This window comes from Pseudomonas aestuarii (assembly GCF_027988105.1).
GTDB lineage: Bacteria > Pseudomonadota > Gammaproteobacteria > Pseudomonadales > Pseudomonadaceae > Aquipseudomonas > Aquipseudomonas aestuarii.
The window spans coordinates 159,558-183,077 of the sequence record NZ_JAQJZJ010000001.1 but is presented as its reverse complement, the minus strand read 5'-3'; the positions used below and the strand labels follow the sequence as shown (position 1 = coordinate 183,077).

Annotated in this window: 23 protein-coding genes; 5 read left to right on the top strand and 18 right to left on the bottom strand. The window is 62.0% G+C overall.

The genetic code is table 11. From position 1 onward, the window contains the following. The first annotated feature begins 52 nt into the window (after positions 1–52). From PH586_RS00825 to PH586_RS00810, 4 genes are all read left to right on the top strand, one after another. The gene (locus PH586_RS00825) at positions 53–385 is read left to right on the top strand and encodes a DMT family transporter (RefSeq protein ID WP_271345876.1); all 333 of its coding nucleotides are present in this window, start codon (positions 53–55) and stop codon (positions 383–385) included. 77 nt (positions 386–462) lie between these two features. Then, positions 463–1,635, top strand: a complete 1,173-nt coding sequence (locus PH586_RS00820) for an FAD-dependent oxidoreductase (RefSeq protein WP_271345875.1) — start codon at positions 463–465, stop codon at positions 1,633–1,635. 8 nt (positions 1,636–1,643) lie between these two features. Then, positions 1,644–2,453, top strand: a complete 810-nt coding sequence (locus PH586_RS00815) for an aldo/keto reductase (protein ID WP_271346436.1) — start codon at positions 1,644–1,646, stop codon at positions 2,451–2,453. A 141-nt stretch (positions 2,454–2,594) separates the two neighbouring features. Next, positions 2,595–3,548 carry a metal ABC transporter ATPase gene (locus PH586_RS00810; RefSeq protein WP_271345874.1) on the top strand — a complete coding sequence of 318 codons (954 nt, stop codon included), beginning with the start codon at positions 2,595–2,597 and terminating at the stop codon, positions 3,546–3,548. A 16-nt stretch (positions 3,549–3,564) separates the two neighbouring features. On the opposite strand, the gene hldE is transcribed toward PH586_RS00810, so the two are convergent. Further along, positions 3,565–4,986, bottom strand: a complete 1,422-nt coding sequence (gene hldE / locus PH586_RS00805; RefSeq protein ID WP_271345873.1) for a bifunctional D-glycero-beta-D-manno-heptose-7-phosphate kinase/D-glycero-beta-D-manno-heptose 1-phosphate adenylyltransferase HldE — start codon at positions 4,984–4,986, stop codon at positions 3,565–3,567. Positions 4,987–5,025: 39 nt separating this feature from the next. Further along, entirely contained in the window at positions 5,026–6,804 is a 1,779-nt protein-coding gene (msbA, locus tag PH586_RS00800; protein ID WP_271345872.1) for a lipid A export permease/ATP-binding protein MsbA, read from the bottom strand. Positions 6,805–6,839: 35 nt separating this feature from the next. Between msbA and PH586_RS00795 the strand changes: the two genes are divergently transcribed. Continuing rightward, a complete protein-coding gene (locus PH586_RS00795; protein ID WP_271345871.1) occupies positions 6,840–7,442 on the top strand; it encodes a lipopolysaccharide kinase InaA family protein in 603 nt (200 codons plus the stop codon). 235 nt (positions 7,443–7,677) lie between these two features. Here PH586_RS00795 and PH586_RS00790 read toward each other — a convergent pair whose 3' ends face one another. The 16 genes from PH586_RS00790 to PH586_RS00715 form a co-directional block, all read right to left on the bottom strand. Then, positions 7,678–8,259 (bottom strand): CatB-related O-acetyltransferase, encoded by a 582-nt coding sequence (locus PH586_RS00790; RefSeq protein WP_271345870.1) that lies wholly within the window; start codon positions 8,257–8,259, stop codon positions 7,678–7,680. A gap of 337 nt (positions 8,260–8,596) precedes the next feature. Continuing rightward, positions 8,597–9,328, bottom strand: a complete 732-nt coding sequence (locus PH586_RS00785; RefSeq protein ID WP_271345869.1) for a glycosyltransferase family 32 protein — start codon at positions 9,326–9,328, stop codon at positions 8,597–8,599. Positions 9,329–9,415: 87 nt separating this feature from the next. Next, complete coding sequence (locus tag PH586_RS00780; protein WP_271345868.1) at positions 9,416–9,664, bottom strand: hypothetical protein; 249 nt, start codon at positions 9,662–9,664, stop codon at positions 9,416–9,418. A 99-nt stretch (positions 9,665–9,763) separates the two neighbouring features. After that, entirely contained in the window at positions 9,764–10,525 is a 762-nt protein-coding gene (locus PH586_RS00775; protein ID WP_271345867.1) for a glycosyltransferase family 25 protein, read from the bottom strand. Further along, positions 10,509–11,774, bottom strand: coding sequence for a capsule biosynthesis protein (locus PH586_RS00770; RefSeq protein ID WP_271345866.1), 1,266 nt, complete (start codon positions 11,772–11,774; stop codon positions 10,509–10,511). The genes PH586_RS00775 and PH586_RS00770 overlap by 17 nt, the downstream gene beginning before the upstream one ends. Next, positions 11,764–12,660: a DUF6625 family protein gene (locus PH586_RS00765; protein ID WP_271345865.1), complete on the bottom strand. Its 897-nt coding sequence runs from the start codon at positions 12,658–12,660 to the stop codon at positions 11,764–11,766. The genes PH586_RS00770 and PH586_RS00765 overlap by 11 nt, the downstream gene beginning before the upstream one ends. Positions 12,661–12,662: 2 nt before the next feature. Next, positions 12,663–13,757 (bottom strand): glycosyltransferase, encoded by a 1,095-nt coding sequence (locus PH586_RS00760; RefSeq protein WP_271345864.1) that lies wholly within the window; start codon positions 13,755–13,757, stop codon positions 12,663–12,665. Further along, complete coding sequence (locus PH586_RS00755; protein ID WP_271345862.1) at positions 13,744–15,498, bottom strand: carbamoyltransferase family protein; 1,755 nt, start codon at positions 15,496–15,498, stop codon at positions 13,744–13,746. Before PH586_RS00755 ends, PH586_RS00760 begins: the two co-directional genes overlap by 14 nt. Before the next feature lie 12 nt (positions 15,499–15,510). Beyond that, a complete protein-coding gene (locus PH586_RS00750) occupies positions 15,511–16,977 on the bottom strand; it encodes a lipopolysaccharide kinase InaA family protein (protein ID WP_271345861.1) in 1,467 nt (488 codons plus the stop codon). Then, positions 16,974–17,720 carry a lipopolysaccharide kinase InaA family protein gene (locus tag PH586_RS00745; protein WP_271345860.1) on the bottom strand — a complete coding sequence of 249 codons (747 nt, stop codon included), beginning with the start codon at positions 17,718–17,720 and terminating at the stop codon, positions 16,974–16,976. Before PH586_RS00745 ends, PH586_RS00750 begins: the two co-directional genes overlap by 4 nt. Next, the gene (locus PH586_RS00740; RefSeq protein WP_271345859.1) at positions 17,717–18,454 is read right to left on the bottom strand and encodes a lipopolysaccharide kinase InaA family protein; all 738 of its coding nucleotides are present in this window, start codon (positions 18,452–18,454) and stop codon (positions 17,717–17,719) included. The genes PH586_RS00745 and PH586_RS00740 overlap by 4 nt, the downstream gene beginning before the upstream one ends. Next, positions 18,447–19,295: a lipopolysaccharide core heptose(I) kinase RfaP gene (gene rfaP, locus PH586_RS00735; RefSeq protein WP_271345858.1), complete on the bottom strand. Its 849-nt coding sequence runs from the start codon at positions 19,293–19,295 to the stop codon at positions 18,447–18,449. The genes PH586_RS00740 and rfaP overlap by 8 nt, the downstream gene beginning before the upstream one ends. Next, on the bottom strand, positions 19,292–20,413 hold the full coding sequence (locus tag PH586_RS00730; RefSeq protein WP_271345857.1) for a glycosyltransferase family 4 protein: 1,122 nt from the start codon (positions 20,411–20,413) through the stop codon (positions 19,292–19,294). Before PH586_RS00730 ends, rfaP begins: the two co-directional genes overlap by 4 nt. Before the next feature lie 55 nt (positions 20,414–20,468). Next, positions 20,469–21,470, bottom strand: a complete 1,002-nt coding sequence (waaC, locus tag PH586_RS00725) for a lipopolysaccharide heptosyltransferase I (RefSeq protein ID WP_271345856.1) — start codon at positions 21,468–21,470, stop codon at positions 20,469–20,471. Position 21,471: 1 nt separating this feature from the next. Next, positions 21,472–22,506 carry a lipopolysaccharide heptosyltransferase II gene (waaF, locus tag PH586_RS00720; protein WP_271345855.1) on the bottom strand — a complete coding sequence of 345 codons (1,035 nt, stop codon included), beginning with the start codon at positions 22,504–22,506 and terminating at the stop codon, positions 21,472–21,474. 82 nt (positions 22,507–22,588) lie between these two features. Next, positions 22,589–23,512, bottom strand: a complete 924-nt coding sequence (locus PH586_RS00715) for a branched-chain amino acid transaminase (protein ID WP_271345854.1) — start codon at positions 23,510–23,512, stop codon at positions 22,589–22,591. Positions 23,513–23,520 lie beyond the last annotated feature (8 nt).

Here is a 23,520-nt window from a genome sequence, read left to right as displayed (position 1 = left end):
CCCCATCAGCTCAATGACTAGACTGGCCGACAGATCAAACAGGAGGCACACCATGAGCGGCTATCTCTATCTCGCTGTCGCCATCACCGCCGAGGTCATTGCGACCACCTCGATGAAGGCACTGGACGGCTTCAACAAACCGCTACCCCTGCTGTTGGTGGTGGTCGGCTACGCCCTTTCCTTCTGGATGCTCAGCCTGGTGGTCAAAACCATTCCGGTCGGCGTTGCCTACGCCGTCTGGGCAGGCCTGGGCATCGTGCTGGTGAGCATTGCCGCCGCGCTCCTCTACCAGCAGCGCCTCGACCTGCCGGCCATGCTCGGCATGGTCCTGATCATCTGCGGCGTGGTGGTGATTCAATTGTTCTCGCACAGCGTCGGCCATTGAGCTGGCGCTGGTGCCTGGCAGCCCGGCACCAGCACTTGCCGTTATACTGCGGGCCTGATCTTCAATGAGGCCCTCGCATGTCCCAGGCTCTGAGCACTGACATTCTGATCGTCGGCGGTGGTATCGCCGGCCTCTGGCTGAATGCGCGCCTGCGCCGCCAGGGTTTTGCCACCCTGCTGGTGGAAACCGCCAGCCTGGGCGGCGGGCAGAGCGTCAAATCGCAAGGCATCATCCACGGCGGCGCCAAGTACGCCCTGCACGGCGCCCTCACCGGTGCCTCGGAAGCCATCGCCGACATGCCGCGACGCTGGCGCGAAGCGCTGGCTGGCAGCGGCGAGCTGGATCTGAGCGGCGTGCGCCTGCTGTCCGATGCCCATTACCTGTGGTCGCCCGGCAGCCTGGCCGGCAACATCACCAGCTTCTTCGCCAGCAAGGCGGTGCGCGGCCGCGTCGACCAAGTCAAGGGCGAGCAACTGCCGCCCGCCCTGCAACACCCGAAATTCAAGGGCAAGGTCTACCGCCTGGCCGAACTGGTGCTCGACGTGCCCAGCCTGATCGCGCGCCTGGCCGAATTGGCCGCGGACGGCCTGTTGGCCGCCGAGTCCATCGCACCACTGCACGAGCAGGGTCAGCTGGTCGGCCTGATCGTCGACGGCCGCGAGATCCGCGCGCAACGCATCGTGCTCAGCGCCGGTCGCGGCAACGCCGAACTGCTCGCCGCCCTGGGCCTCAGTCAGCCGGCGCAGCAACTGCGGCCGCTGCATATGGTGCTGGTCAAGGGGCCGACCCTGAAACCGCTGTATGCCCACTGCCTCGGCGGCGGACCTAAGCCGCGGGTCACCGTCACCACTCATCCGGCAGCCGATGGCGAGTGGGTCTGGTACCTCGGCGGCGACATTGCCGAAGCGCAAGGCGTGACCCGCGACGCCGCCGCGCAGATCCAGGCCGCGCAGCAGGAAATCGGCGCCCTGCTGCCCTGGGTCGATCTCTCCAGCGCGCGCTGGGCAACCCTGCGCGTCGACCGCGCCGAGCCCGCGCAGTCCGGCTTGGTGCGCCCGGACAACGCCTTTCTTGCCGAGCAAGGGCCGCTCCTGGTCGGCTGGCCGACTAAACTGGCATTAGCCCCGGACTTTGCTGACCGCGTACTGGCGGCGCTCGACCGTGACGGCATCCAACCCGCCATCCATGCGCCGCTCCCGGCCCTGCCTCGTCCGGCCATAGCGCGCCCAGCCTGGGAGGAATTGTTCTAGTGCACGCCTTGCATACCCTGCACAACCTGCACCGCCCGCTCGGTTCGACCGGGCTGCTAGTCTCGCCATTGGGCCTCGGCACGGTGAAGATCGGCCGCGACCAGGGCGTGAAGTACCCCAACGGCTTCACCATTCCGGACGACGCGGCGGTACTTGAGCTGCTCGCCCAGGCCCATGACCTGGGGATCAACCTGATCGACACCGCCCCGGCCTACGGCAGCAGCGAAAGCCGCCTCGGCCCGTTACTGCGCGGCCAACGCCAACAGTGGGTGATCGTCAGCAAGGTCGGCGAAGAGTTCGTCAACGGCCATTCCAGTTTCGACTTCTCCCCGGCCCATACCCGCGTCTCGGTGGAACGCAGCCTCAAGCGCCTGGAAACCGACTTCATCGATCTCGTGCTGGTACATTCCGATGGCAATGATCTCTCCATCCTGCATGACAGCGGGGTCTACGAGACCCTCGCCGAGCTCAAGCGTGAAGGCAAGATTTGCGGCTTCGGCCTGTCCGGCAAAACCGTCGAGGGCGGCCTGCTGGCTCTCGAGCAAGGCGACTGCGCGATGGTCACCTATAACCTCAATGAACAGGGCGAACTGCCGGTACTGGACTACGCTGAGCAACACGGCAAAGGCATCCTGATCAAGAAAGCCCTGGCCAGCGGGCATGCCTGCCTGGCCCCGGGGGAAGATCCGGTACGGGCCAGCTTTGAGCTGATTTTCGCCCACCCGGCGGTGAGCTGCGCGATCGTCGGCACCATCAACGCGCAACACCTGGCCCATAATGTCGCGACTGCGGCGGCGGTCATTCAGGATATCGCCTGACGCCCATGACGCACTGCGCGTAAATGCTCGAACAGCTTGAGCCGCAAGTAACCACCCCCTGCGACCACGCCCGGCAGCTCGATCGAGGCCTGACCCTATCGGCCTGACGCGCTGCCCGCCCCGAACCCTAGAGGAGCCGAGATGTCGCGCACGCTTAGCCGCCAAGACCCCGGCACCTTCAAGACCCTGCCCCTGTTCGTCGAAGCCAGCGCGGATGGCCTCGCCTACCGCAGCCTGGGCCGCCCCCTGAACTTCAACGAGATGCTTGAACGCCGGCGCGTGATCGAGGTGAGCGACAGCCAACGCTTCGCCGTTGAGCTGGCCAACCTGGGCGTTTCGGTACGCCTGACCCTGAGCTGGCAAGGTCGGGAGTATTGGATACTGGTGCGCCAACGGCGTCTGGACCGCGGCGACGTGGTACTCAAGTTGATCTCCGGCTACGTGCCCGCCCACGAACTCCATCTGCCGCTGCTCACCGCCATTCAGGAGGTCGCCGAAGAGTGCCTGCTGGAAACCCCGGAAGGCTGGCTGAGTGGTCGCTTTGGCGAAACCTGGCTACCCTCGCCCTATCAGGGTGCCTTGCGCTACCGCGAGACCCTGCACTTTCAACTCAGCCCACTGTCCGGCGCGGCGCGGCCGGTGCAATCCGCCAACCTGACCCTGCTGGAAAGGCCGCGCGCCTATGTGCATGTGCCCACGGCCTCATTGCAACTGGTCTACGACCTGCGTCTGGAGCTACCCAAAGAGGCCAGGCAGCTCAGCCTGTTCCACGTCGACGAACGCCTGGAAGACGGCAAGCTGGTCGCCCGCCTCGACCGCAGCCGACCGGACCTGTACCTGATACCGCTGAATCAAGGACGGCCAACCGCCGAACTGCTGACACTCAAAAAAGGTGTATTGAAGGCCGCCAGCACCCGTGGCCTGTGGCTGGCAGAGAGCTTCGCGCCGCAGGATGGCTGGCTGGTACGCGACGAACGCATTCGCTGGAAGGACTGGCTGAGCCAGCAAAGCCTCAGCGCCGCACCGGCCAAACCTGCGGCGAAGCCGCGAGCGCCGACTGCGCCAGCCAAGCTGGATGCCGCCCAGCAGGGCTGAACGGCCTGCACTCGACTCAGGTCCTGCGGATTTTCTCGACGATGGCGGTGGTCGAGCTGTTTTCCACCAGGCCCAGCACGCGGACTTCGCCACCGTAGGCGCTGACGATGTCGGCACCGACCACCTGATCGATGCCGTAGTCGCCACCCTTGACCAGCACGTCCGGCTTGACCTCGCGCAGCAGATTCTCCGGGGTGTCTTCGCTGAAGCTCACCACCCAATCCACCGCGCCGAGGCCGGCGAGCACGGCCATGCGCCGATCCACCGAATTGATCGGTCGACCGGGGCCTTTCAGGCGACTGACCGAGGCGTCGTCGTTGACCGCCAGCACCAGGCGGTCACCCTGGGCACGGGCCTGCTCCAGATAAGCCACATGGCCGGCATGCAGAATGTCGAAACAACCGTTGGTGAAGACGATCTTCTCGCCATGGGCGCGGGCGTCCTCGATGGCCAGCAACAGCTGATCCGGGCTCAGCACGCCGCGCTCGGAACCGGCCTCGCGCTGGATCGCCCGGCGCAGTTCCGGCGCACTGATGGCGGCAGTACCCAGCTTGCCGACCACGATACCGGCGGCCAGGTTGGCCAAGGCCACGGCCTGGGGCAGTTCCTCGCCGGCAGCCAGGGACGCCGCCAGGGTCGAGATCACCGTATCGCCGGCACCGGTGACATCGAAGACTTCACGGGCGCGCGCCGGCAGGTGCAGCGCCGCATGCTCGGGACGCAGCAGGGTCATGCCGTGCTCGCCCCGGGTAATCAGCAGCGCGCCCAGCTCCAGTTCACGCATCATTCGGGCGCCCTTGGCCACCAGTTCGGCCTCGTCGACGCAATGGCCGACGATGGTCTCGAACTCGTTGAGGTTCGGCGTGATCAGGCTAGCACCTCGATAAATCGAGAAATCCTTGCCCTTGGGGTCGGCCAGCACCACAACGCCCTTGGCCAGCGCCGCCTGGATCAGGACCTGATGATTCTTCAGCGCGCCCTTGCCGTAGTCGGACAGCACCAGCACCCTGACCCCGGCGAGCAACGCCTCGACCTCGACCGCCAATGCCGCGGCATCGGTACTGAAAGGCTGTTCGAAGTCCATGCGCAGCAGCTGCTGATGCCGGCTCATGACCCGCAATTTGACGATGGTTGGCTGGCTGGCGATGCGCTGAAAGCGGGTTGTCACCCCCACGGCTGCCAGGCTGGCGCCCAGACTGTCGGCGGCTTCGTCGCTGCCGGTCACGCCGACCAACAGCGCCGGCGCTCCGAGGGCCGCAATGTTCAACGCCACGTTGGCGGCGCCGCCCGGACGATCTTCGATCTGCTCGACCTTGACCACCGGCACCGGCGCCTCCGGCGAAATCCGCGAGGTGCCGCCATGCCAGTAGCGGTCGAGCATGACATCACCAACCACCAATACGGCGGCCTGGTCAAAACGGGGCATGGACAACTTCATGTGAACTCCGATGGCCTCAAGTAGCGGGCGCGTAGTTTATCAGGCGATATCCAATGGCGCGCTTTCATCCAGCCCCAGCGCATGCAAGCGCGCATAGAAACCATTCTGCTCGAGCAGACTGGTATGGGTGCCACGCTCGACGATCCGCCCTTGGTCCATCACCAGAATCAGATCGGCTTTCTCGATAGTCGACAAGCGGTGGGCAATGACCAGCGTGGTACGCCCCTTCATCACCCTGTCCAGGGCCGCCTGAATATGCCGCTCGGATTCGGTATCGAGGGCCGACGTCGCCTCATCCAGCACCAGAATCGGCGCGTCCTTGAGCAGTGCCCGGGCAATTGCCAGACGCTGCCGCTGGCCGCCGGAGAGCAGCACGCCATTCTCGCCGACCTCGGTGTCCAGCCCCTGCGCCAGCTTGTCGATGAATTCCTTGGCGTAGGCCGCCTCGACCGCCTGCTCAATTGCCTCACGCGGCGCATCGACCAAGTCGCCGTATGCAATGTTATTGGCCACACTGTCGTTGAACAGGGTCACCTGCTGAGTCACCAGGGCGATATGCCGGCGCAGATTGCGCAACTTGTAGTCTTCGACATCCACGCCGTCGAGCAGAATTTGTCCGCTCTCATGGTGATAGAAGCGCGGAATCAGGCTGGCCAGGGTCGACTTGCCACTGCCGGAGCGACCGACCAGCGCGATCATCTGCCCGGGCTCGGCGCTGAAGGAAATATCGCTGAGCACCTGCTTCTCGGCGCCCGGGTACTGGAAGCTAAGATTGCGTACTTCCAGACGACCACTGACCCGCTCAAGCTCGACAGTGCCGTGGTCGACCTCGGGCGCTTCGTCGAGCTGCTCGAAGATGCTGTCGGCAGCAGCCAGGCCTTTCTGGATAGTCGCACTGACCTCGGAAAGCTGGCGAATCGGCTTGGGCAGCAAGCCGGCGGCGGTGATGTAGGCAACCAACTCGCCGACCGACGCATCGCCGCGCATGTAAAGCACCAGATACATCAACACCGCCATGGCGCTGAAAATCACCAACTGCAGCATCGGGGTATAGACCGCTTGAGTGCGGGTCATTTTCAGCGACTTGTTCATATTGTCGGCGCTGGAGCGATGAAAGCGCTGCTGCTCGTAGGCTTCACCGCCGAAACTGCGTACCACCCGATAGCCCTGAATGGTTTCGGAGGCGACATGGGTGACATCCCCCATCGCCTCTTGGATCTTCTTGCTTTGCTTGCGGAACTTCTTGCTTGCCGACCCCACCATCAGACCGATCACCGGCAGAATGCTGAGCAGCACCAGGGTCAACTTCCAGTTCATGTACAACAGATAACCGAACAGAAACACGACCGTCAGTCCCTCGCGAATCACCACCTTGATCGCATCGGTCGCGGCGCCGGTGACCATGGTCACGTTATAGGTGATGCGCGAGATCAGGTGGCCGGAATTGTGACTGTCAAAATAGCGGTTGGGCAGGGTCAGCAGATTGTCGAACAAGGCGCAACGCAGATCGTGAACCACGCCGCGGGCCACCTTGGCCAGGTAATAATTGCCCAGAAATGAACCTATGCCCTGATAGAGCGCAATGAGTACAATCAACAGCGGCACGCCAAAGATCATCGGCACCCCGAGCAAGGTAGCGTGCTCAGGGTTCTGCAAACCGTCCAAAAACAGCTTGAGCATATGCGCCAGCATCGGCTGACTTGAGGCAAATAGCAGAAAACCGATGATGCTAACGGCGAAAGCGCCCCAATAGGGGACGACATACTTCAGCAATCGCAGGTAGACCTTCAAACTGGATTGCTGTGCGGAGTTGGCCATTAGGCGAGCCTCGTACGACTGGCTAGAGAGACAAGATGCGGATTGTAACAGCGCAGGAACTGGAAAGCTGGCTGAGCAGCGGTGAGGTACTGGAAAAGGATGCGCGCGGCCCCAAGGTGCTCGCGCTGCCCGATGGATACTTTCTGAAAATTTTTCACACCCGTCGCCATCCCCTATTAGCTCGCCTGCGGCCGGCTGCCAAGCATTTTGCTCGCAATGCACATCTATTAAACGCCTTGGGTATAGCGACGCCGACCGTTACCGAGACATTCTGGCTTGACCCAAAGTCGGGCCTGAGTGGCTGCCTGTACAGGCCCTTACCTGGTACTTCGCTGGAGAGCCTGTACACCGCGTCGCCCGAAGCCTTCAACGACTTACTCCCGCGCCTCGCTATCTTTATAAGGACCCTGCACAGGAAAAAGATTTACTTCCGCTCCCTGCATCTCGGAAATATCCTGCTTCTGCCTGACGACAGCTTTGGACTGATAGACTTCCTCGACTTGAAGCGCAATGTTTTGCCGCTCAGTGCATGGCATACAAAACGCAACCTGAAACACCTTGAAAGCTATCTTAACAGGAAGAAGCTCACTGACTTCCCGTTCAAAAAGCTTCTCAAACTTTACAAAATATACAGTTAACGCAACAAGCCCCAACCGGATCATCGAACACACGCGACACTACGAGCATCTGGATATTATAAAATCCAGCAAATTTAACTCATTATTTCTAGAGAACCACAATGGCAGCAGAACTGCCAGCCCTGGCCAAAATCACATCACCACATTCAATACAGCCAAACAACCCAGAAGCCGTGAAAACTGCAAGCAAGAAACACTAGAAACGCACCTTAATCGAGCAAAAAACCGAGCATAACTATCCGCTAATGTAACGGCATTGCGCACGACTAACCTCGATCCGTGGATAGTTACAGCCCTGCCCACTCAACCCATTAAGCGACTCAAGAAACCTATCAGGGTCATCCATCGAAAGCGAAATCAATATATCGTAATGAATATCCCACCATTGCGACGCGAGCAACTTGGCAATCATTTCCTCACTAAACCGATACTTGATGATTTGCGCAGGATTGCCACCGACAATTGCGTAAGGCGGAATATCCTTTACAACAACAGCACCTGCAGCAACTACCGCGCCTGTTCCAACCTTCACCCCTGACATGATGAGAGCGTCGCGCCCCACCCATACATCATGACCTATCGACACAACCGTTGATGCTGCCCGGTGCTTCACGCACCCACTAAACTGAGCAATAGGATGGGTAGTCACCCAGTGAATGGGGTGCAAGTCTCGCGCCAGGCCAACTGTTACGTTTATCCCAATGGAGCAGTAACGACCAATTGAGTCGACCTGAGCCAGCACACCGCCACTCCTGACATACGTACTATGCCCAACGATTAACTTTTTCGCCTGTATTTCAACATCGGCGATAGACACTCCAGGCTCCAAGCTAACCAATACGTCCCTAGGCAGTGCACTAAGCGCCACCCTGAACTTGCAACCATGCCGCCTAACCCAACGTTTCCAATATGGGTCTTTCAGAATACTCATCACCCTGCCTGGCATAAACCTTATAGCCCTCCACTATAGCGGCAAAGAAGATTCATAATCTTTAACCATGAATTTGACTTCGACACGCTACCACCCTAAAAAACTCGGCGCTCACCAGAGACCACCCAGTCACTTAATAGCCTTGCATCACGCTTCCACTGCAAACACACAGGCTAATGAGCAACTCCGCCCCGGCCCCAAAGCGGCACATCCTCTTATTACGTTAACCAGTCAACCTGCGCACCAATATAGCCAACCGAAAAGCACAGAGATAAAATACCGCGGATAATTGCTCCGGCAACTTGCGCAGCCTGTACCACGCATTGCTTAGTTTGCTTTTCTTCTCGCGCACCCGCCAACTACCTGCATACAAGTGCCTGGCTATCGGCTGCACTCCGGACAACGACTGATTCTGCGCATCGGCGAACACCCCGATCGCCAAGGTCCTCTCCAGCCCAAGCTGCTCACTGCCCCCCTCACCGCTAAAACCGCACGCCAAGAGCAAGCGGCTTACCTCATTAACATTGACCAATGCAGACAAGCGCGAGCAATCAAACACGGCTCCATCATAGTAGGACAGCATGCTGCGCGGCAGCCAATGCCCGGCCTGCACACCAATTACTGAGGTGGAAAATCGCTGACAATCCTCCAAGCCTATGAACAACTCGAGCCCCAGAAGTGCATCGAACCGGCCACACACTTCCACGTCCACATCCATATAGATACCGCCCTGCTGCAAGGCCAGCATGCGCACATAATCGGACACAAAGGCGTAGCGCCCAGCCTGATAAGCCGCCGCAGTGAACGGATGACTGGATGGGTCGAAGCTATGCTCATCCCAACGCACGACCTCATAGTCCGGCAACAAATAGGACCACGAAGCCAGGCAACGACGTGCCTGCAAGGGCAAAGGCTTACCACCGAACCAGCAGTAATGGATTTTCCGCGGAATCATGGGAATTATCCTTTATAAATAACAAAGACTTGCGAACCTTCATTGAACAACCGCTGCCCGCCACCCGCGAACTCCTGCCTCAGTTGACTAATTCGACCGTAAGGACTCCGCATCCGCGATTGAATAATCTCCCCACATATCAACTGACCAAGTTTTCTGGAAATAACTTGCGGACCGGCTGCAATCAGCTTCCGCATAGCCGGCGGGAACTGCCAGCTTGAAACACAACTGAGCCTGAGCTCGCCACTTGCGTCTGCCAAGTCCTGCAGGCCACAACCAGGCATTGAGTTCGACACCGACATTGTCGCTTCCGGCTGGATATTTTTCTTTGATCATATTCTGCTCTCCTTTGGCAACAGCCGGCCGGATCATGAGAATGCGCTGCCTCAAACACCCCAACCCGGCAGCAATAAACGGCGTAATTCCCAGCAGTGATCAAAGATCAGGACGGCCATAACGCAATATGGCGAGCCAGCGCTGCAAAGCCTGACGTGTTTTAATTTTCGGTTTTCGTTCGACCTGCTCGATATCGCTGACATCCATCAGCCGTTGTTGAGCCAGCAGCGGCCTGACCATATAGGCGTTGATACTGGGCAATAGCCTTTCGGAGTAGTACCAGTCGATTGGCAGTCCCGACGCCGGGGCCTCATCCAGGATCCGGTCGTAGACACTGCTGTTGACGATGTATGCATGGGCCAGCCGCACCCGACTCACTGCCAGCAAGTTTGCCGACACCGCCTTGTGCACCCCGCCCTTCTTTAGTGTCCCGCCCAAGTAGCAAACATCCCAAGATCGATGCTGCAACTGCTCGCAGGCACGCTTGAGCACCACCGATGTGTAGGGCTCGAACTCGCAGTCATCCTCCAGAATTAGCACGGCAGACAATCCAAGCTGCTGAGCCTGTTTGATTATCGCCAAATGACTGTGCATGCACGCCCAGGTCGTTAGCAACTTGTGTTCTGCCGTGGGACGCGGCCCATCGACCCGTTGAAGAAACGCCCGCAACGCCAGCGGTGGTTGGTCTGGCCCAAGGTCTGCCACGCCAACGGCGGGAAAGCGCTCGGCCGTGATGCCTACCGCGGCGAGATTGGCCTCCATCCTGGCCCAGCGATCGGGTCTGCTGTCCAGGTTGATGACAAAGGCACCCTCGAAGCATGACATCTGCATTGCACCCACCAACTTAATCGAATGAATCATGTTCAGTAGTTCCACACAGCCGCACACCCTCAATCCGGTTATTCAGCACAAGACGTTCCAAGAGTTCGCATGTCCGCTCGAGTCCATGCACACCATGAGCGAGGTGGTATTCGGCGAAAGCCTTCGACTGTCGAACATGCTGTGGATAGTTTTCGTTGATCGCAGCAACCTGACTGGCCAACTCATCGCCGGTTCTGATCCGTGCACCAAAGTAGGCTTCCTGCGAAAAAATATCCCGATCTTCGCCTGCATTGACGAAAAGAACCGGCCGACGGGCCAAGGCAGCCTCAATCACGGCATTGGACATGATATTAACCACCAGCGAGGCCATTTCGAGCGCCTCCGCGAGACCGCATTCACGTGGCAATACATGCAAGTTTTCCAGCTTCGAGGCCGCGTCCTGCCAGTAAGGCACCTCACTACGCGGGTGCGCCTTGATCAGCACACGGTATTGCGGATTGTCGGCCGCCCAGTCACGCAAGAGGGCATAGGTCTTCTGATAACCCGGTTCCTTTTCCCGGTCTGGCCCCACTCCGAGGATAAGCAGGCAACGCAGCGCCGGATCAGCGGGCGGCAGGTCGTACGCCGCATCGATCATATGCGAACCGGACAGCACGGCCTGCGAGCTACCGAAGCGCAACGCGCGCGCCTGCAGTGCCTCCAGCGAGCTTTGCCCGAACAGGAAGTAATAGTCGTAGTCGTTCATCCCCAATCGACGCGAACTCTCCACCGTCGAGGCATGGGCCAGATGCACCAGAGGAACTCCGCGCCGGTTCAGCGACAAGCGCAAGAACGGGCTGAACAGGCTGCCGTTGCGATCGTTGAGCAGCAGCCGGGGCTCATGTTTGGCCACCAACCATTCGGCGTAGGCGGCATAGCCGAAATAACGCAGCGGTACCGCTTGCGGGGGACGAGTGAGTAAGCCTAGGGCGATCACCGCACGCGGCTCTTCCTGAGCGCTTTCAACCAGCTGATAGCCCTTATTGCGCAGGGTCTCGATCAGCAGTTTCTTGCGTTTCAAGGCGATGACCTTAGGTGCCCCCTGCAAGAGGAGAATGTCGCAGGGCTCAGCCGTGGGCCCAGCCGTGGGCAAGAGCAGGCGGGCTCGCACACCGAACAGCAGGTCGTGCAATGCATCCCGAACGAAGCGCAGGGTCGCTCCCGGCAGCGCATGATGCTCACGCAGCAAGCGCCAGCGATAGCGATCCAACTGCCGGGCTTTCACCTGCCAGGATGCTTCAGCGTTCAATGTTATCGGCACCCAGCGCGTGGAAACCCTGGGCATCGACCCGCCAGCAATGTGATGCTGCCAAAGATGCCGAGTTTTCATCTGGCGGCACGGACAGAGCATGCCATTCGCTCTTCTTCCACCCCAAAAAATGCAGGTAGGGGAACGTCATCGCCCCATCCTTGGCATTGCGCAAAACACCATTTCGCCACACCCAATACGAAGGAAACGCTCGTGTCCCGTCCCGCCACAGTCGTGGCGTGTTGGGCGTACTGAACGCCTCCTTGAACTCGGCCACTCGCCTCCTAGGATTGAACCAACCTACCAATTTGAACAATGGCCTGGGGAAGTTCTTGCGCCACAGGAACAGTCGGGTAAAGCCGCCCTCGTCTAGGGCATGGTTTCTCTGATCCTGAAGCCGCCGTTGGAAATCGCGGATTCTCCAGAACAACTCGCGCAATGGTTTCTCGTTGCGCAGCAAACACAGATGGCCTGAGACGCGGCGTTCGTGAGTGGAAAAGAACTTAAAGCGGTGCAGTTTCTCCGCGGTGAAATAGGCCCGTAAGTCGCCATAGATCAGGTCGAGATCACTGAACCCCCAGAAGTCATACCCCTGAATTTCAGAATAATGGATGAACCCCAGAGCAGGCTTGAGGTCGCAGAGCTTGTAGGGATTTGTCGGAGCGAACAGAAAACCCAAGCGCGAAGAGACAAAACGGCAGTAGTCCTCAAAGCCGATACGCTGCTGACGGACATTGTCCGGCAGATCATCGAGTTCCGCGCAATCACCGATCAACAACCAGTCGATATCCGGATTGCATCGACAGCTTTCGATGAAAAAAGGCATCCAGAACGGCCACCGGCCGAAATAAGGGATCAACAAGATGATGCTCGGCGGGTTACGCACAGCTATAGTCCTCGACAGAAACCCCAGAAACGGGATCTGACAGCCTCATCGGTGAAGGTTTCGCGCAATCGCAGCAACGCTGGCTGCACCTGCGATTCGGCCTTGGCAAGGGACTGCAACTCGCAGGCAAGCGCCTCGGCATCGCCCCACGGAAACAACCGCCCGACTCCCTCCACCACTTCCCGCCCACCGCCGCAATCGCTGCAGACCAGCGGCACGCCCGCGGCCATGGCCTCAAGCAGCACCATACCGAAGGGCTCATGATCGGAGCTCAGGACGAAGGCATCGAAAGCCTTGAAGTAGCGTCGCCCCTGCGGCACCTGGCCGAGAAAACGCACCGACGCGACCACACCCAGCTCCACAGCCAGCGCCTTTAACTCAGCCTCCAGGCGACCGCTGCCCATGATCACCAGCAGGCTGCCGGCTGGCAACTGCGGCAAGGCTCGGGCGAAGCCGCGGATCAGGGTGGCCTGGTCCTTGTCCGGATGCAGGCGACCGACATTGCCGACGACCCAGGCGTCCTGCGGCAACTCGAGGGCTTCACGGGCAGTCTCGCGACTAACTTGTTCGGCTTGTACCGCCTCCACATCGATGCGGTTGTACAGGGTTTCGATGCGTTCGGGCGCCCAGCCAGGCAGGTGACCGCGCATCTCGTCGCGCACTGCGTTGGATACAGCGAGCAGCAACAGGCGCTGCCTGAAGCAGTTGATAAACAGGCGACGCGATAGGCGGCCATATACACCAAAGGCATGGTGCACGCCGATCACCGGCAGTTTGCAGGCGAGCAAACTGATGTAGATCGGTTTGAAGCGGTGAGCGATGCAGAATTTGAAATCGCGACCTGCGAGGATTCGCCTGATATCGCGAATCGCTTTCAGCTTGAGGCCGCGAACCTCGCGGCTCGAGTAGTCGAGAAAAATCACTTCATCGGAAGCCGAACCCGCCTCCACCTCTGCACTGGGCGCGCCGGTCAGGTAGACGGTCGTCACCTTGTATTCAGTGCCGGCGAACAGCGCCGCATACTGCCGGGCGCAGTCGAGGAAAGGCCCGTCATAGCCGTGACAGAGTTGCAGGACGCGTGGCTCAGGCCTGCTCATGCCAATCCATGCCGTCCTTCACCACCAGAATATCTTCCATGATCAGGTACTGCAGATCCGAGCCATAGAACATGTTCAAGGCGTCGGTGGGCGAGCAGATCATCGGTTCGCCGCGGCGGTTCAGTGAGGTGTTCAGCGACACGCCGTTGCCGGTGAGTTTTTCCAGTTCGAGCATCATGTCGTAGTAGCGCGGGTTGTATTCGCGCTTGAGCACCTGGGCGCGCGAGGTGCCGTCTTCGTGGACCACTTCGCTGACGCGGCTCTTCCACTCCTCGTTGACTTCGAAGGTGAAGGTCATGAACGGGCTCGGGTGGTCGACCTTGAGCATCTGCGGGCCGACGGTGTCGAGCATCGACGGGCAGAAGGGCCGCCAGCGTTCGCGGAACTTGATCTGCTCGTTGATCCGGTTGGCCACCCCGGGAATGCTCGGGCAACCGACGATCGAACGGCCGCCAAGGGCGCGCGGGCCGAACTCCATGCGCCCCTGGAACCAGGCCACCGGGTTGCCCGCGACCATGATCTCGGCGATGCGCTGCGGCATGTTGTCGATCTGCTTGAACAGCGGTTTGCTCGGGTGCTTGGCGCAGGCGGCGATCACCTCTTCGTTGGAGAAGGACGGACCGAGATAAACGTGCTCCATCTTCTCCACCGGCACGCCGCGGGCATGCGACACATAGGCCGCGGCGCCGACGGCGGTGCCGGCGTCGCCGGAGGCCGGCTGGACGAACAGCTCCTTGACCTCGTCGCGGGCGATGATCTTCTGGTTGAGCTTGACGTTCAGCGCACAGCCGCCAGCGAAGGCGATCTTGCCGGTTTCCTTGAGGATGTCGCCGAGGTAGTAATCCATCATCTGCAGCGCCAGCTTCTCGAACAGCGCCTGCATGCTGGCCGCGTAATGGATGTAGGGGTCGTCGGCGATGTCGCCTTCGCGCTTGGGCCCCAGCCACTCGATCAGCTTGGGCGAGAAGTAGAAGCCCTTGCCCTTCTCTTTATAGCGGCGCAGGCCGATGACGTTGGCGTATTCGGTGTTGATGATCAACTCGCCATTGTCGAAGGTAGCCAGGCGCGAGAAATCGTATTTGCTGGCGTCGCCGTAGGGCGCCATGCCCATGACCTTGAACTCGCCGTCGAGCATCTCGAAGCCGAGGAACTCGGTGATCGCGCCATACAGGCCGCCGAGCGAATCCGGGTCGAAGAACTCCTTGATCTTGTGAATCTTGCCGTTCTCGCCGTAGCCGAAGAAGGTGGTGGCGTACTCACCCTTGCCGTCGATACCGAGGATCGCGGTCTTCTCCTTGAAGCCCGAGCAGTGGTAGGCGCTGGAGGCGTGGGCCAGGTGGTGCTCGACCGGCTCGATCTTGATCTGCTTCGGGTCGAAGCCGAGTTGCTCCAGGCACCAGACGATCTTGTTGCGGTAGCGCTTGTAGCGGCGATTGCCCATCAGGATCGCATCGAGGGCACGGTCCGGGGCGTACCAATAGCGCTTGGCATACTTCCAGCGCGCCTCGCCGAACAGGCTGATGGGGGCGAAGGGAATCGCCACCACGTCGACGTCGCTCGGTTTGATCCCGGCCTGCTCCAAACAGAACTTGGCCGACTCGTAGGGCATGCGGTTCTTCGCGTGCTTGTCGCGCACGAAGCGCTCTTCTTCGGCGGCCGCGATCAACTTGCCGTCGATATACAGGGCGGCGGAAGGATCGTGACTGAGAGCGCCGGACAGGCCAAGAATCGTCAGTGCCACAGGTGAAAACCTCTATTCGGGGCAGGTGCCGGGCACCTGCGGTAAACGTTCGTCGAGCAGCTGGAACAGCCTTGAATCGGCCGGCCAGTTGCGCAGAAAGCGGGCGCGGTCGCGGGCATAGGCCCGGGCGAAACTGTGCGCACTCAGGTGTTGCTGCATGGCATCCAGATCAATCAAAACCCAGCGACCGTTCTGCCAGAGCAGGTTGCTGCCCTTGAAATCGCCATGGCTGATGCGCTCGCGCAGCAGGGCCGCGAACAGCAGATCCAGGGCCTGGAGCTCGGCTTCGGGCGGCGAACCGGCCTGCCCCGGCGCGTCCAGGCAGGGTTTGAAGCGCGCGATTATATCCTCACCGGCGGCGTATTCGGTAATCAGATAAGCCCGCCGCCGCAGCCACAGGCTGCGCAGCTCCAGCAGGGCCAGGGGCTTGGGCGTGGCGATACCGAGAAAGTCCAGGCGATTGCCCTCCACCCAGCTGTGCCAGGCCCGGCTCGGCCGCCAGAAACGCTTGAGCCAATGGGCGAATCCCTTGATGTTGTAGCGCTTGACCACCAACTGGCGGCCAGCCTGCTCGACCCGCGCCACCGTGGAGGTGCCACCGAGCTTGAGCGCTTGACCGGCGGCGATGGCTGCATCCGGATCGGCCAGCAAGGGCGCCAAGCGGCTCTCATCCCGGCGCCGCACCACCCGCAGGACCGAGGCACCGCGGCGCGCGCTGAACAGGCTGCAGTCGCGGCCGATCTTGCGCAGGTAGTCGCGCAGGCGCCAGCGGCGAACCTTGTCAATATCCTTGAGCAAGGTCTCCACCAGCAGGGCATGTTCGCCGTTGGCCAGCAGGTAATGCACCAGCAACTCCTCGATGAACGACTCCAGCTCGACCGGCAGCTGGGCGAAGAACACCCCGAGGTTCTCCAACACCTTGTCGCGCGACAGCGGCTGGCCGGGCGTTTCGCCGCGCACGCCGCCACCATCGATGATAAATAGCTGGCCGTTATGTCGCAGCAGATTGTCCAGGTGCAGGTCGTCCTGCCACAGGCCCTGGCTGTGCAGTCGGGCCACCAGCGCCAGGGCCTCGCCAAGCACGGCCTGCTGCTCAGCGGACAGCAACGGTTGCCCCTCGACCGCGCGCCAGGCATCCCCCAGGCTCTCGGCGTTATCGAGGTATTCGAACAGCAGCCAGCCGCCCTCGCCTTCGCGTAGGCCATCGGCCAGCAGCAACGGCGTCGGCAGGCCCTGCCCGGCGAGCAGGCGGGCGCCGTGCAGTTCGCGCTGGAAGGCGCGCGCCGCCTTGCCGCCGACCAGCAACTTGGCCAGCACCTTGCGCCCGCGCCATTCGGCCACGCCGACATAGCGCTGCCCGGGCAGCACGCGCAGCAGGCGCTGCAGCACCAGGTTGGCCGGGCCGGCAGCGTCCGCCAGTTCGATAGACAGCGGCAACTGCGGGCTGCGGCCACTGCGACTCAGTTCAGCGAGGGTCAACGGCGCGCCTCCTTGTTGCGCCGGCGGCTGCCGAGGCGTTGCCACCAGTGTTCGACATCGGCGTCCGCGCCCAGGTAGGCGGCCAGCAACTGGCGCACTTCGCTCTCGCTCCAGAGGCTGGCGCGGCGCAGCAGCGGCTCCAGGTCCTTGATCCGATCCCGCTCGCCGAACAGCAGCGGCCGGGTCTTTTCCAGGTCGATCAATTGCGCGCTGAAGGCGTCGGCGTTTTGCCTGAGAAATATATGCTTGGGGTAGAAGCAGCCATGCATCTGCCCGGCGTCGTGCAGGCGTCGCGCCAGTGCCCCGCAGCTGCGCAGAATGCCCGCGCGCTCGCTTTCGGCGCGCTGCTGCCAACCCTCCAGCAGCGCCTCCAGATCCTGCCAGCCATCCAGGGCGCGGGTCAGCAAAATCGCCCGGCGCTCGCCGGCCACCCGCCGCTCGGCGAAAAACGCCGCCTGCAACGCCGGAATCCCCAGGCGCTGGTAACGCTTGATATTGCGAAATTCACGGGCAAAGGTCGGCTCACCCAGCGGACAGGTCAGCCGGCGGGTCAAGTGATTGCTCTGGCGCTTGAGGTAGAACGCGGCCTCGCCCAAGTCCAGGCGATAGACACTGCTCCAGCCGCCGCGCTCGGTGTTCGGTTCGTCCACCGCTTCCAGCTGGAGCGCCCAGAGCGCGTCATAGCTGGCCAGGCCATGCCGCTCGAGCAGCGCACGATCCTGTCCAGCGATAAAATCCTTCATTCGCGACCTTCGAAATAGTGAACGATCTGCCGCACGCGGCGCTTGTCCGCCGCGTTCAGGTGCTGCCGCCCGCGGTACTGTAGATAAAAACGCAGGCGCTGAGTGCGCGACAACTTGTACTTGGCCACCTTGTCCAGACAGGCCAGGTCCTTGACGATGCGATGGCGCAACAACGGCCCCCACCAGAAGGCGCCCGTCGGACAGTCGATGAGAAACAGTTCGGCCTGATCGTTGACCAGCAAGTTGCGCCACTTCAGGTCGTTATGGGTGAAGTGATGGTCATGCAGGGTTCGGGTCGCTGCGGCCAGCTGCTGGCTGACCCGCGCCACCCAGCTAGGGTCGCGCAGGCAGCCTGCATCGCGTTGTGCCAACTGCGCCATGTCCTCGGTGGCGAGCAGCTCGCGGGTAATCAGGGCGCCGCGAACGAAGGCGCCTGCCTTGCGCTCCAGCCCGTAGGCGACGATGGGCGCGGTGGCGATTCCCCATTTGGCAAAATACTTGAGGTTTTGCCACTCGGCCTTGACCCGTGGCCGCCCGATGAAGCGGCGTAGCCCCTTGCCGGCGCCGTGATAGCGCTTGACGTAGTAGCGCACGCCCTCGTACTCGACGCGCAGCACCTCGGACAGCGGGTCATGGGTGATGCGCTCGCCTTGCAGGGCGAACACCGCCTCCAGATCGGCAAAAGCCGCCGCCACCCGCGGCGACGCCTGCTCGCTCAGTCGCCACTCACTCATGAGCGGCACCTGGGGCATATTTGCGCGCATAGCGGGCCAGCAACTTGTCCGCCTTGCGTTGCAGCCAGGCCAGCGACGGCGCCTCGTCGCGCAGAATCTGCCGCAGCGACGGCGCGCTCTGGCTTTGCGGGTCCTGCAGGGCGGAAAAATAACCCTTGAGAAAGCGCAACTTGTCGCGCTGGCTCAGGCCGATATTCAGGGCCGAGAAGTACAGGCCCGCCAGGTCCTTGTTGCGCCAGCGCAGCGGCAGCCTGGCATGGATCTGCGCGCGGTGCAGGTCGATCAGTGACAGGCGTAAATCGCTCGCAGTAACCGGCTTGTCGGTGTGCAACAGGAAGTGGCAGATATAGCAGTCGCGGTGGTTGACCCCGGCGCGGTGCATACGGCCGGTCATCCGCGCCACTTCGGCAATCAGCGTGCGCTTCAGCGCGGGCGCGGGCGGGTTCTGCGGCCAGTCGAGGCTGAAGTCTTCCAGGCTGACGGTGGGCGCCAGCTCCTCGGTGACGATAAAGGAATGCTGCCGTGCCGGGTTGCTGCCGCGCTCGCCATAGGCCACCGCGGTCATGGTCGCCACGCCGGCTTCCTGCAAGCGCTGGATCGCCCGCCACTCCTGACCGGCGCCGAGCACCGGCAGCTTGGCGGTCAGCAGGTTCTTGGCGATCTCGCGCCAGCCGACGCCACGATGGATCTTGACGAAGTAGCCACGCCCGGCCACCTCGGTGCGCAGGGTGCGGCGGCCCTCCAGCTCGCGGTAGACCTGGCCTTGCAAGGCCTCCACTTCGGCAAAGGCGTCCTTGCCGGCCCACAGGGTCTTGAATGGTTCGCTGAGCAGCAACTTCATGGGTGCTCCGCCAGGATCACATCGGCGGCCTTGTGCGGCATGGAATAGAGGTCGGCACAGTCGGCGTAGGCTAGGCCGTTGCGCCGCCACTCGCCGCGGCGCACCCCGTCGTCGAGCATCTCGGCCAGCAGGCGATTGAGCCGCTCCTGCTCGAACGGGCTGGGCAACACGCGCCCGGCATCCGCATCGCGAATGTAATGGGCGTAACCGCAGACATCGGTCACCAGTACCGGCAGACCGGCTACCAGCGCTTCGAGCAGCACGGTGCCGGTGTTTTCGTTGTAGGCCGGATGGATCAGCAGGTCGGCGCCGAGCAGGAAACGCGGGATATCGCTGCGCCCCTTGAGGATCTGCACCTGCTCGGAGATCCCCAGGGTCTTGATCTGCAGCAGGAACGCCTTGGGATCGTCCTGGCCGATGACGATCAGCCGGGTACGCTGGCGCAGTTCGCGTGGCAGGGCGGCGACGGCTTTCAGGCTGCGATCAAGGCCCTTGGTCTTGAACCCGGAACCGATCTGCACCAGCAGCAGGTCGTCATCGGCCAACTGGAATTCGCGGCGGAAGGCGGCGCGGATCTCGGCGGCATTGGCCGGCGCGCGACGGTCTGGGGCGATGCCCGGCGGCAGCAGGTGAAAGCGCTGCAGCGGGGTCTGGTAGTGCTTGATGAACAACGGCTGCTGCACCTCGGAGATCATCAGGATTTCGGTTTTCGACTCAGGAGCGAACACCGCTCGCTCGTAATCGGCGAAATGCTTGTAGCGACCCCACTTGCGGTAGATCGGGTTGCGCAGGGTCTGCGCCTTGTCCTCGAAGCAACCGTCGGCGGCGTAATACACATCCAGCCCGGGCATCTTGTTGAAGCCGATTACCCGGTCGACCGGACGCCTGGCCAGGTCGGCCTCGACCCAGGCGGTGAGTTTCTCGTTGCGCTTGTGGTTGAACAGCGCCTTGACCGGCACCACCACCACCTCGAAACCTTCGGGCACATCGCCTTCCCAGATCGGCGTATACACGCGGATCGCATGACCGCGCTGCTGGCACTCCAGCGCGATGCGCAGGAAATCGCGCTGCAAGCCGCCATAGGGGAAATACTTGTAGAGGATAAAAGCCAATTGCATCAGGCGTGCCCTTCAATTGCGTAGCCCGGCTGCAACCCGGGGAAAATGACCCGCATCAGACGGCTGCCTCGACCAGCAGCAACGCCTGCAACTCGCCGACCACCCGCTCCGCCAACAGCGTCTCGAAGCAGGGCGTGTGGCGGTCACCCGAACCGGCACCCGGGCCCGTGGCGCACAGGTGAACCTGGGAGCGGCCATAGGCCCCTACCCGCCCCGGCAAGGTCGGCCCGTAGAGCGAGATGGTCGGGACATCGAGGGCCGCAGCCAGGTGACCGAGCCCAGTGTCGACCGCCACGCAAGCGCGGGCACCGGCGATGACCTTGGCCACACCGGCCAGATTCAATTTGGGCAGCAATGCGGCCTTGTCCAGGCCGGCGACGATGCGCTCGGCGCGCGCCTTCTCGACCGCATTACCCCACGGCAGGCGCACCGCCCAGCCGAGCGCATTCATGTGTTCGGCCAGTTCGCGCCAGCAGGCTTCCGGCCAATGCTTGCTCGCCCACGTGGTGCCGTGCAGGAACAGCAGATAAGGCTGCTCCACCGCACCGGCCAGGCGCGCGCGATTCAGTCCGTAGTCGCCAATACCCGTCGGCAGCGGGTAGCCCAGCGCCTGGGCGAACAACTGACGCACCCGCTCCAGCGCGTGCTGCTCGCGCGGCACACTGTAACGGCGGGCATAGAAGCGACTGGCGATCGGCTCGCGCGCGGAGTCCGCCGCCAAGCCAGCCACCGGCGCCTTGACGTAACGGCTCAGCCAGGCGCTTTTCAGCAGGCCCTGGGCGTCGATCACCAGGTCGTAACGGGTTTCACCCAGGCGCGCCTTGAAGCGGCGCCACTCGCCATTTTTCAGGGTCTGCCAGAGGTGCTGGCGCCAACGGCGGATCGCCACCGGGATGACCTGGGCCACCGCCGGGTGCCAGGCCGGAATCTCGGCGAAGCCCTCTTCCACCACCCAGTCGAACTGGATACCGGGAATCGCCCGCGCCGCGTCGGTGAGCGCCGGCAGGGTGTGAATGACATCGCCCAGCGAAGACGTCTTGATCAGCAATACACGCAAACTATTCGACCTCGACCGGATCGGCCACCAGGCGGTCCAGCGCCTGCAGCACCGGCTGCGCTGGCAACTCACGCAGGCAGTTGTAATGACCGAAGCGACAGGTGCGGTCGAAGCAGGGACTGCATTCGATGCCCAGCCGGACGATCTCCACCTGTTCGGCCAGCGGCGGGGTGAACTGCGGCGACGTGGAGCCGTAGACCGCCACCAGCGGACGATTGAGCGCGGCGGCCACATGCATCAAGCCCGAGTCGTTGGAGACCACGGCGCCGGCACAGGACAGCAGGTCGATGGCTTCGGCCAGGCTGGTCTCGCCAGCCAGATTGACCGCTTCCTCGCGCAGCCCGGGGATCAGCCGCAAGCGGATTTCTTCCCCCACCGGGTGATCGTTTTTCGAGCCAAACAGCCAGACCTGCCAGCCGCTGCGGATCTTCGCCTCGGCGACCTGGGCGTAATGCTCGCTCGGCCAGCGCTTGGCCTCGCCGAACTCGGCGCCTGGACAGAGCGCCAGCACCGGCCGATCCAGGCTCAGGCCGAACTTGGCCAGCGCCGCCGCGCGACTGCTTGCGTCGATATGCAGGGACGGCCGCGGATAAGGCCTGGTCAGCTCGACACCCGGTTCATAAGCCAGCGCCATGAAGCGCTCGATCATCAGCGGGTAGCGTTCTTTATCCAGGATGCGCACATCGTTGAGCAGGCCATAGCGCATCTCGCCCTTCCAGCCGGTGCGCGTGGCAATACCGGCGAAGAACGGCACCAGCGCCGACTTCAGCGAATTGGGCAACAGAATCGCCTGATCGTATTGACCTGCCAGGGATTTGCCGATCTTGCGCCGGGTCGCCAGTTGCAACACGCCGTGGCCGAGCGGAAAGCTCAGGGCCCGACGCACTTCTGGCATGCGCTCGAGAATCGGCCGGCTCCACTCGGGCGCCAGCACGTCGATCGCGCAGCCAGGATGACGCTGTTGCAGGCACTGGAACAGCGTCTGCGCCATCACCATGTCACCGACCCAGCTGGGGCCGACAATCAGAATATTCATAGGGGCAGCCTCACGCCGCAAGCTGCAAGCTGCAAGCTAAAGCAGCCGGGGCGCTTGCAGCTTGCTACTTGCGGCTTGCTGCTTATTTAACCAGCGTGCGCCATTCGGCATGGTTGCTGGTCTTGCCGGCCACCAGGTCGAAATAGGCTTTTTGCAGTTTCTCGGTCACCGGGCCACGGCGGCCGGCGCCGATCTGGCGGTCATCGACGTTGCGGATCGGCGTGACTTCGGCGGCGGTGCCGGTGAAGAAGGCCTCGTCGGCGATGTACACCTCGTCGCGGGTGATGCGCTTCTCGATCACCGGGATGCCCAGCTCGGCGGCCAGGGTCAGGATGGTGCTGCGGGTGATGCCGTTGAGACAGGAAGTCACTTCCGGCGTGTAAACCACGCCGTTCTTGACCAGGAAGATATTCTCGCCCGAGCCTTCGGCCACATAGCCTTCGGTATCCAGCAGCATGGCCTCGTCGGCGCCGCCGGAGATGGCTTCCTGCAGGGCCAGCATCGAGTTGATGTAGTTGCCGTTGGCCTTGGCCCGCGTCATCGAGATGTTGACATGGTGGCGAGTGAAGGAGCTGGTGCGCACCTTGATGCCGACCTGCAGGGCTTCGTCGCCCATGTAGGCGCCCCAGTTCCAGGCCGCGACTATGACATGCACCTTCAGGCCACTGGCACGCAGGCCCATGCCTTCCGATCCGTAGAACACCATCGGGCGGATATAGGCGCTTTCCAGGTTATTCTCGCGCACCGCGGCGCGGGTCGCCTCGTTGATCTCGTCTTTGCTGAACGGGATCTGCATGTTCATGATGTGCGCCGAGTCGAACAGGCGATCGGTGTGCGCCTGCAGGCGGAAGATTGCCGCGCCGTCCGGGGTGTCGTAGGCACGCACGCCTTCGAATACACCCATGCCGTAATGCAGGGTGTGGGTCAGCACATGGGTGGTCGCATCACGCCACGGCACCAGTTTGCCGTCATACCAAATCACGCCATCACGATCGGCCATCGACATAGTTGCCT

What these genes read in the sequence shown, in the direction of transcription:
- PH586_RS00825 (WP_271345876.1), top strand. Translation starts at nt 53, where the DNA reads ATGAGCGGCTATCTCTATCTCGCTGTCGCCATCACCGCCGAGGTCATT.
- PH586_RS00820 (WP_271345875.1), top strand. Translation starts at nt 463, where the DNA reads ATGTCCCAGGCTCTGAGCACTGACATTCTGATCGTCGGCGGTGGTATC.
- PH586_RS00810 (WP_271345874.1), top strand. Translation starts at nt 2,595, where the DNA reads ATGTCGCGCACGCTTAGCCGCCAAGACCCCGGCACCTTCAAGACCCTG.
- hldE (WP_271345873.1), bottom strand. Translation starts at nt 4,986, where the DNA reads ATGAAGTTGTCCATGCCCCGTTTTGACCAGGCCGCCGTATTGGTGGTT.
- msbA (WP_271345872.1), bottom strand. Translation starts at nt 6,804, where the DNA reads ATGGCCAACTCCGCACAGCAATCCAGTTTGAAGGTCTACCTGCGATTG.
- PH586_RS00795 (WP_271345871.1), top strand. Translation starts at nt 6,840, where the DNA reads ATGCGGATTGTAACAGCGCAGGAACTGGAAAGCTGGCTGAGCAGCGGT.
- PH586_RS00785 (WP_271345869.1), bottom strand. Translation starts at nt 9,328, where the DNA reads ATGATTCCGCGGAAAATCCATTACTGCTGGTTCGGTGGTAAGCCTTTG.
- PH586_RS00780 (WP_271345868.1), bottom strand. Translation starts at nt 9,664, where the DNA reads ATGATCAAAGAAAAATATCCAGCCGGAAGCGACAATGTCGGTGTCGAA.
- PH586_RS00775 (WP_271345867.1), bottom strand. Translation starts at nt 10,525, where the DNA reads ATGATTCATTCGATTAAGTTGGTGGGTGCAATGCAGATGTCATGCTTC.
- PH586_RS00760 (WP_271345864.1), bottom strand. Translation starts at nt 13,757, where the DNA reads ATGAGCAGGCCTGAGCCACGCGTCCTGCAACTCTGTCACGGCTATGAC.
- PH586_RS00745 (WP_271345860.1), bottom strand. Translation starts at nt 17,720, where the DNA reads ATGAAGGATTTTATCGCTGGACAGGATCGTGCGCTGCTCGAGCGGCAT.
- PH586_RS00740 (WP_271345859.1), bottom strand. Translation starts at nt 18,454, where the DNA reads ATGAGTGAGTGGCGACTGAGCGAGCAGGCGTCGCCGCGGGTGGCGGCG.
- rfaP (WP_271345858.1), bottom strand. Translation starts at nt 19,295, where the DNA reads ATGAAGTTGCTGCTCAGCGAACCATTCAAGACCCTGTGGGCCGGCAAG.
- PH586_RS00730 (WP_271345857.1), bottom strand. Translation starts at nt 20,413, where the DNA reads ATGCAATTGGCTTTTATCCTCTACAAGTATTTCCCCTATGGCGGCTTG.
- waaF (WP_271345855.1), bottom strand. Translation starts at nt 22,506, where the DNA reads ATGAATATTCTGATTGTCGGCCCCAGCTGGGTCGGTGACATGGTGATG.
- PH586_RS00715 (WP_271345854.1), bottom strand. Translation starts at nt 23,512, where the DNA reads ATGTCGATGGCCGATCGTGATGGCGTGATTTGGTATGACGGCAAACTG.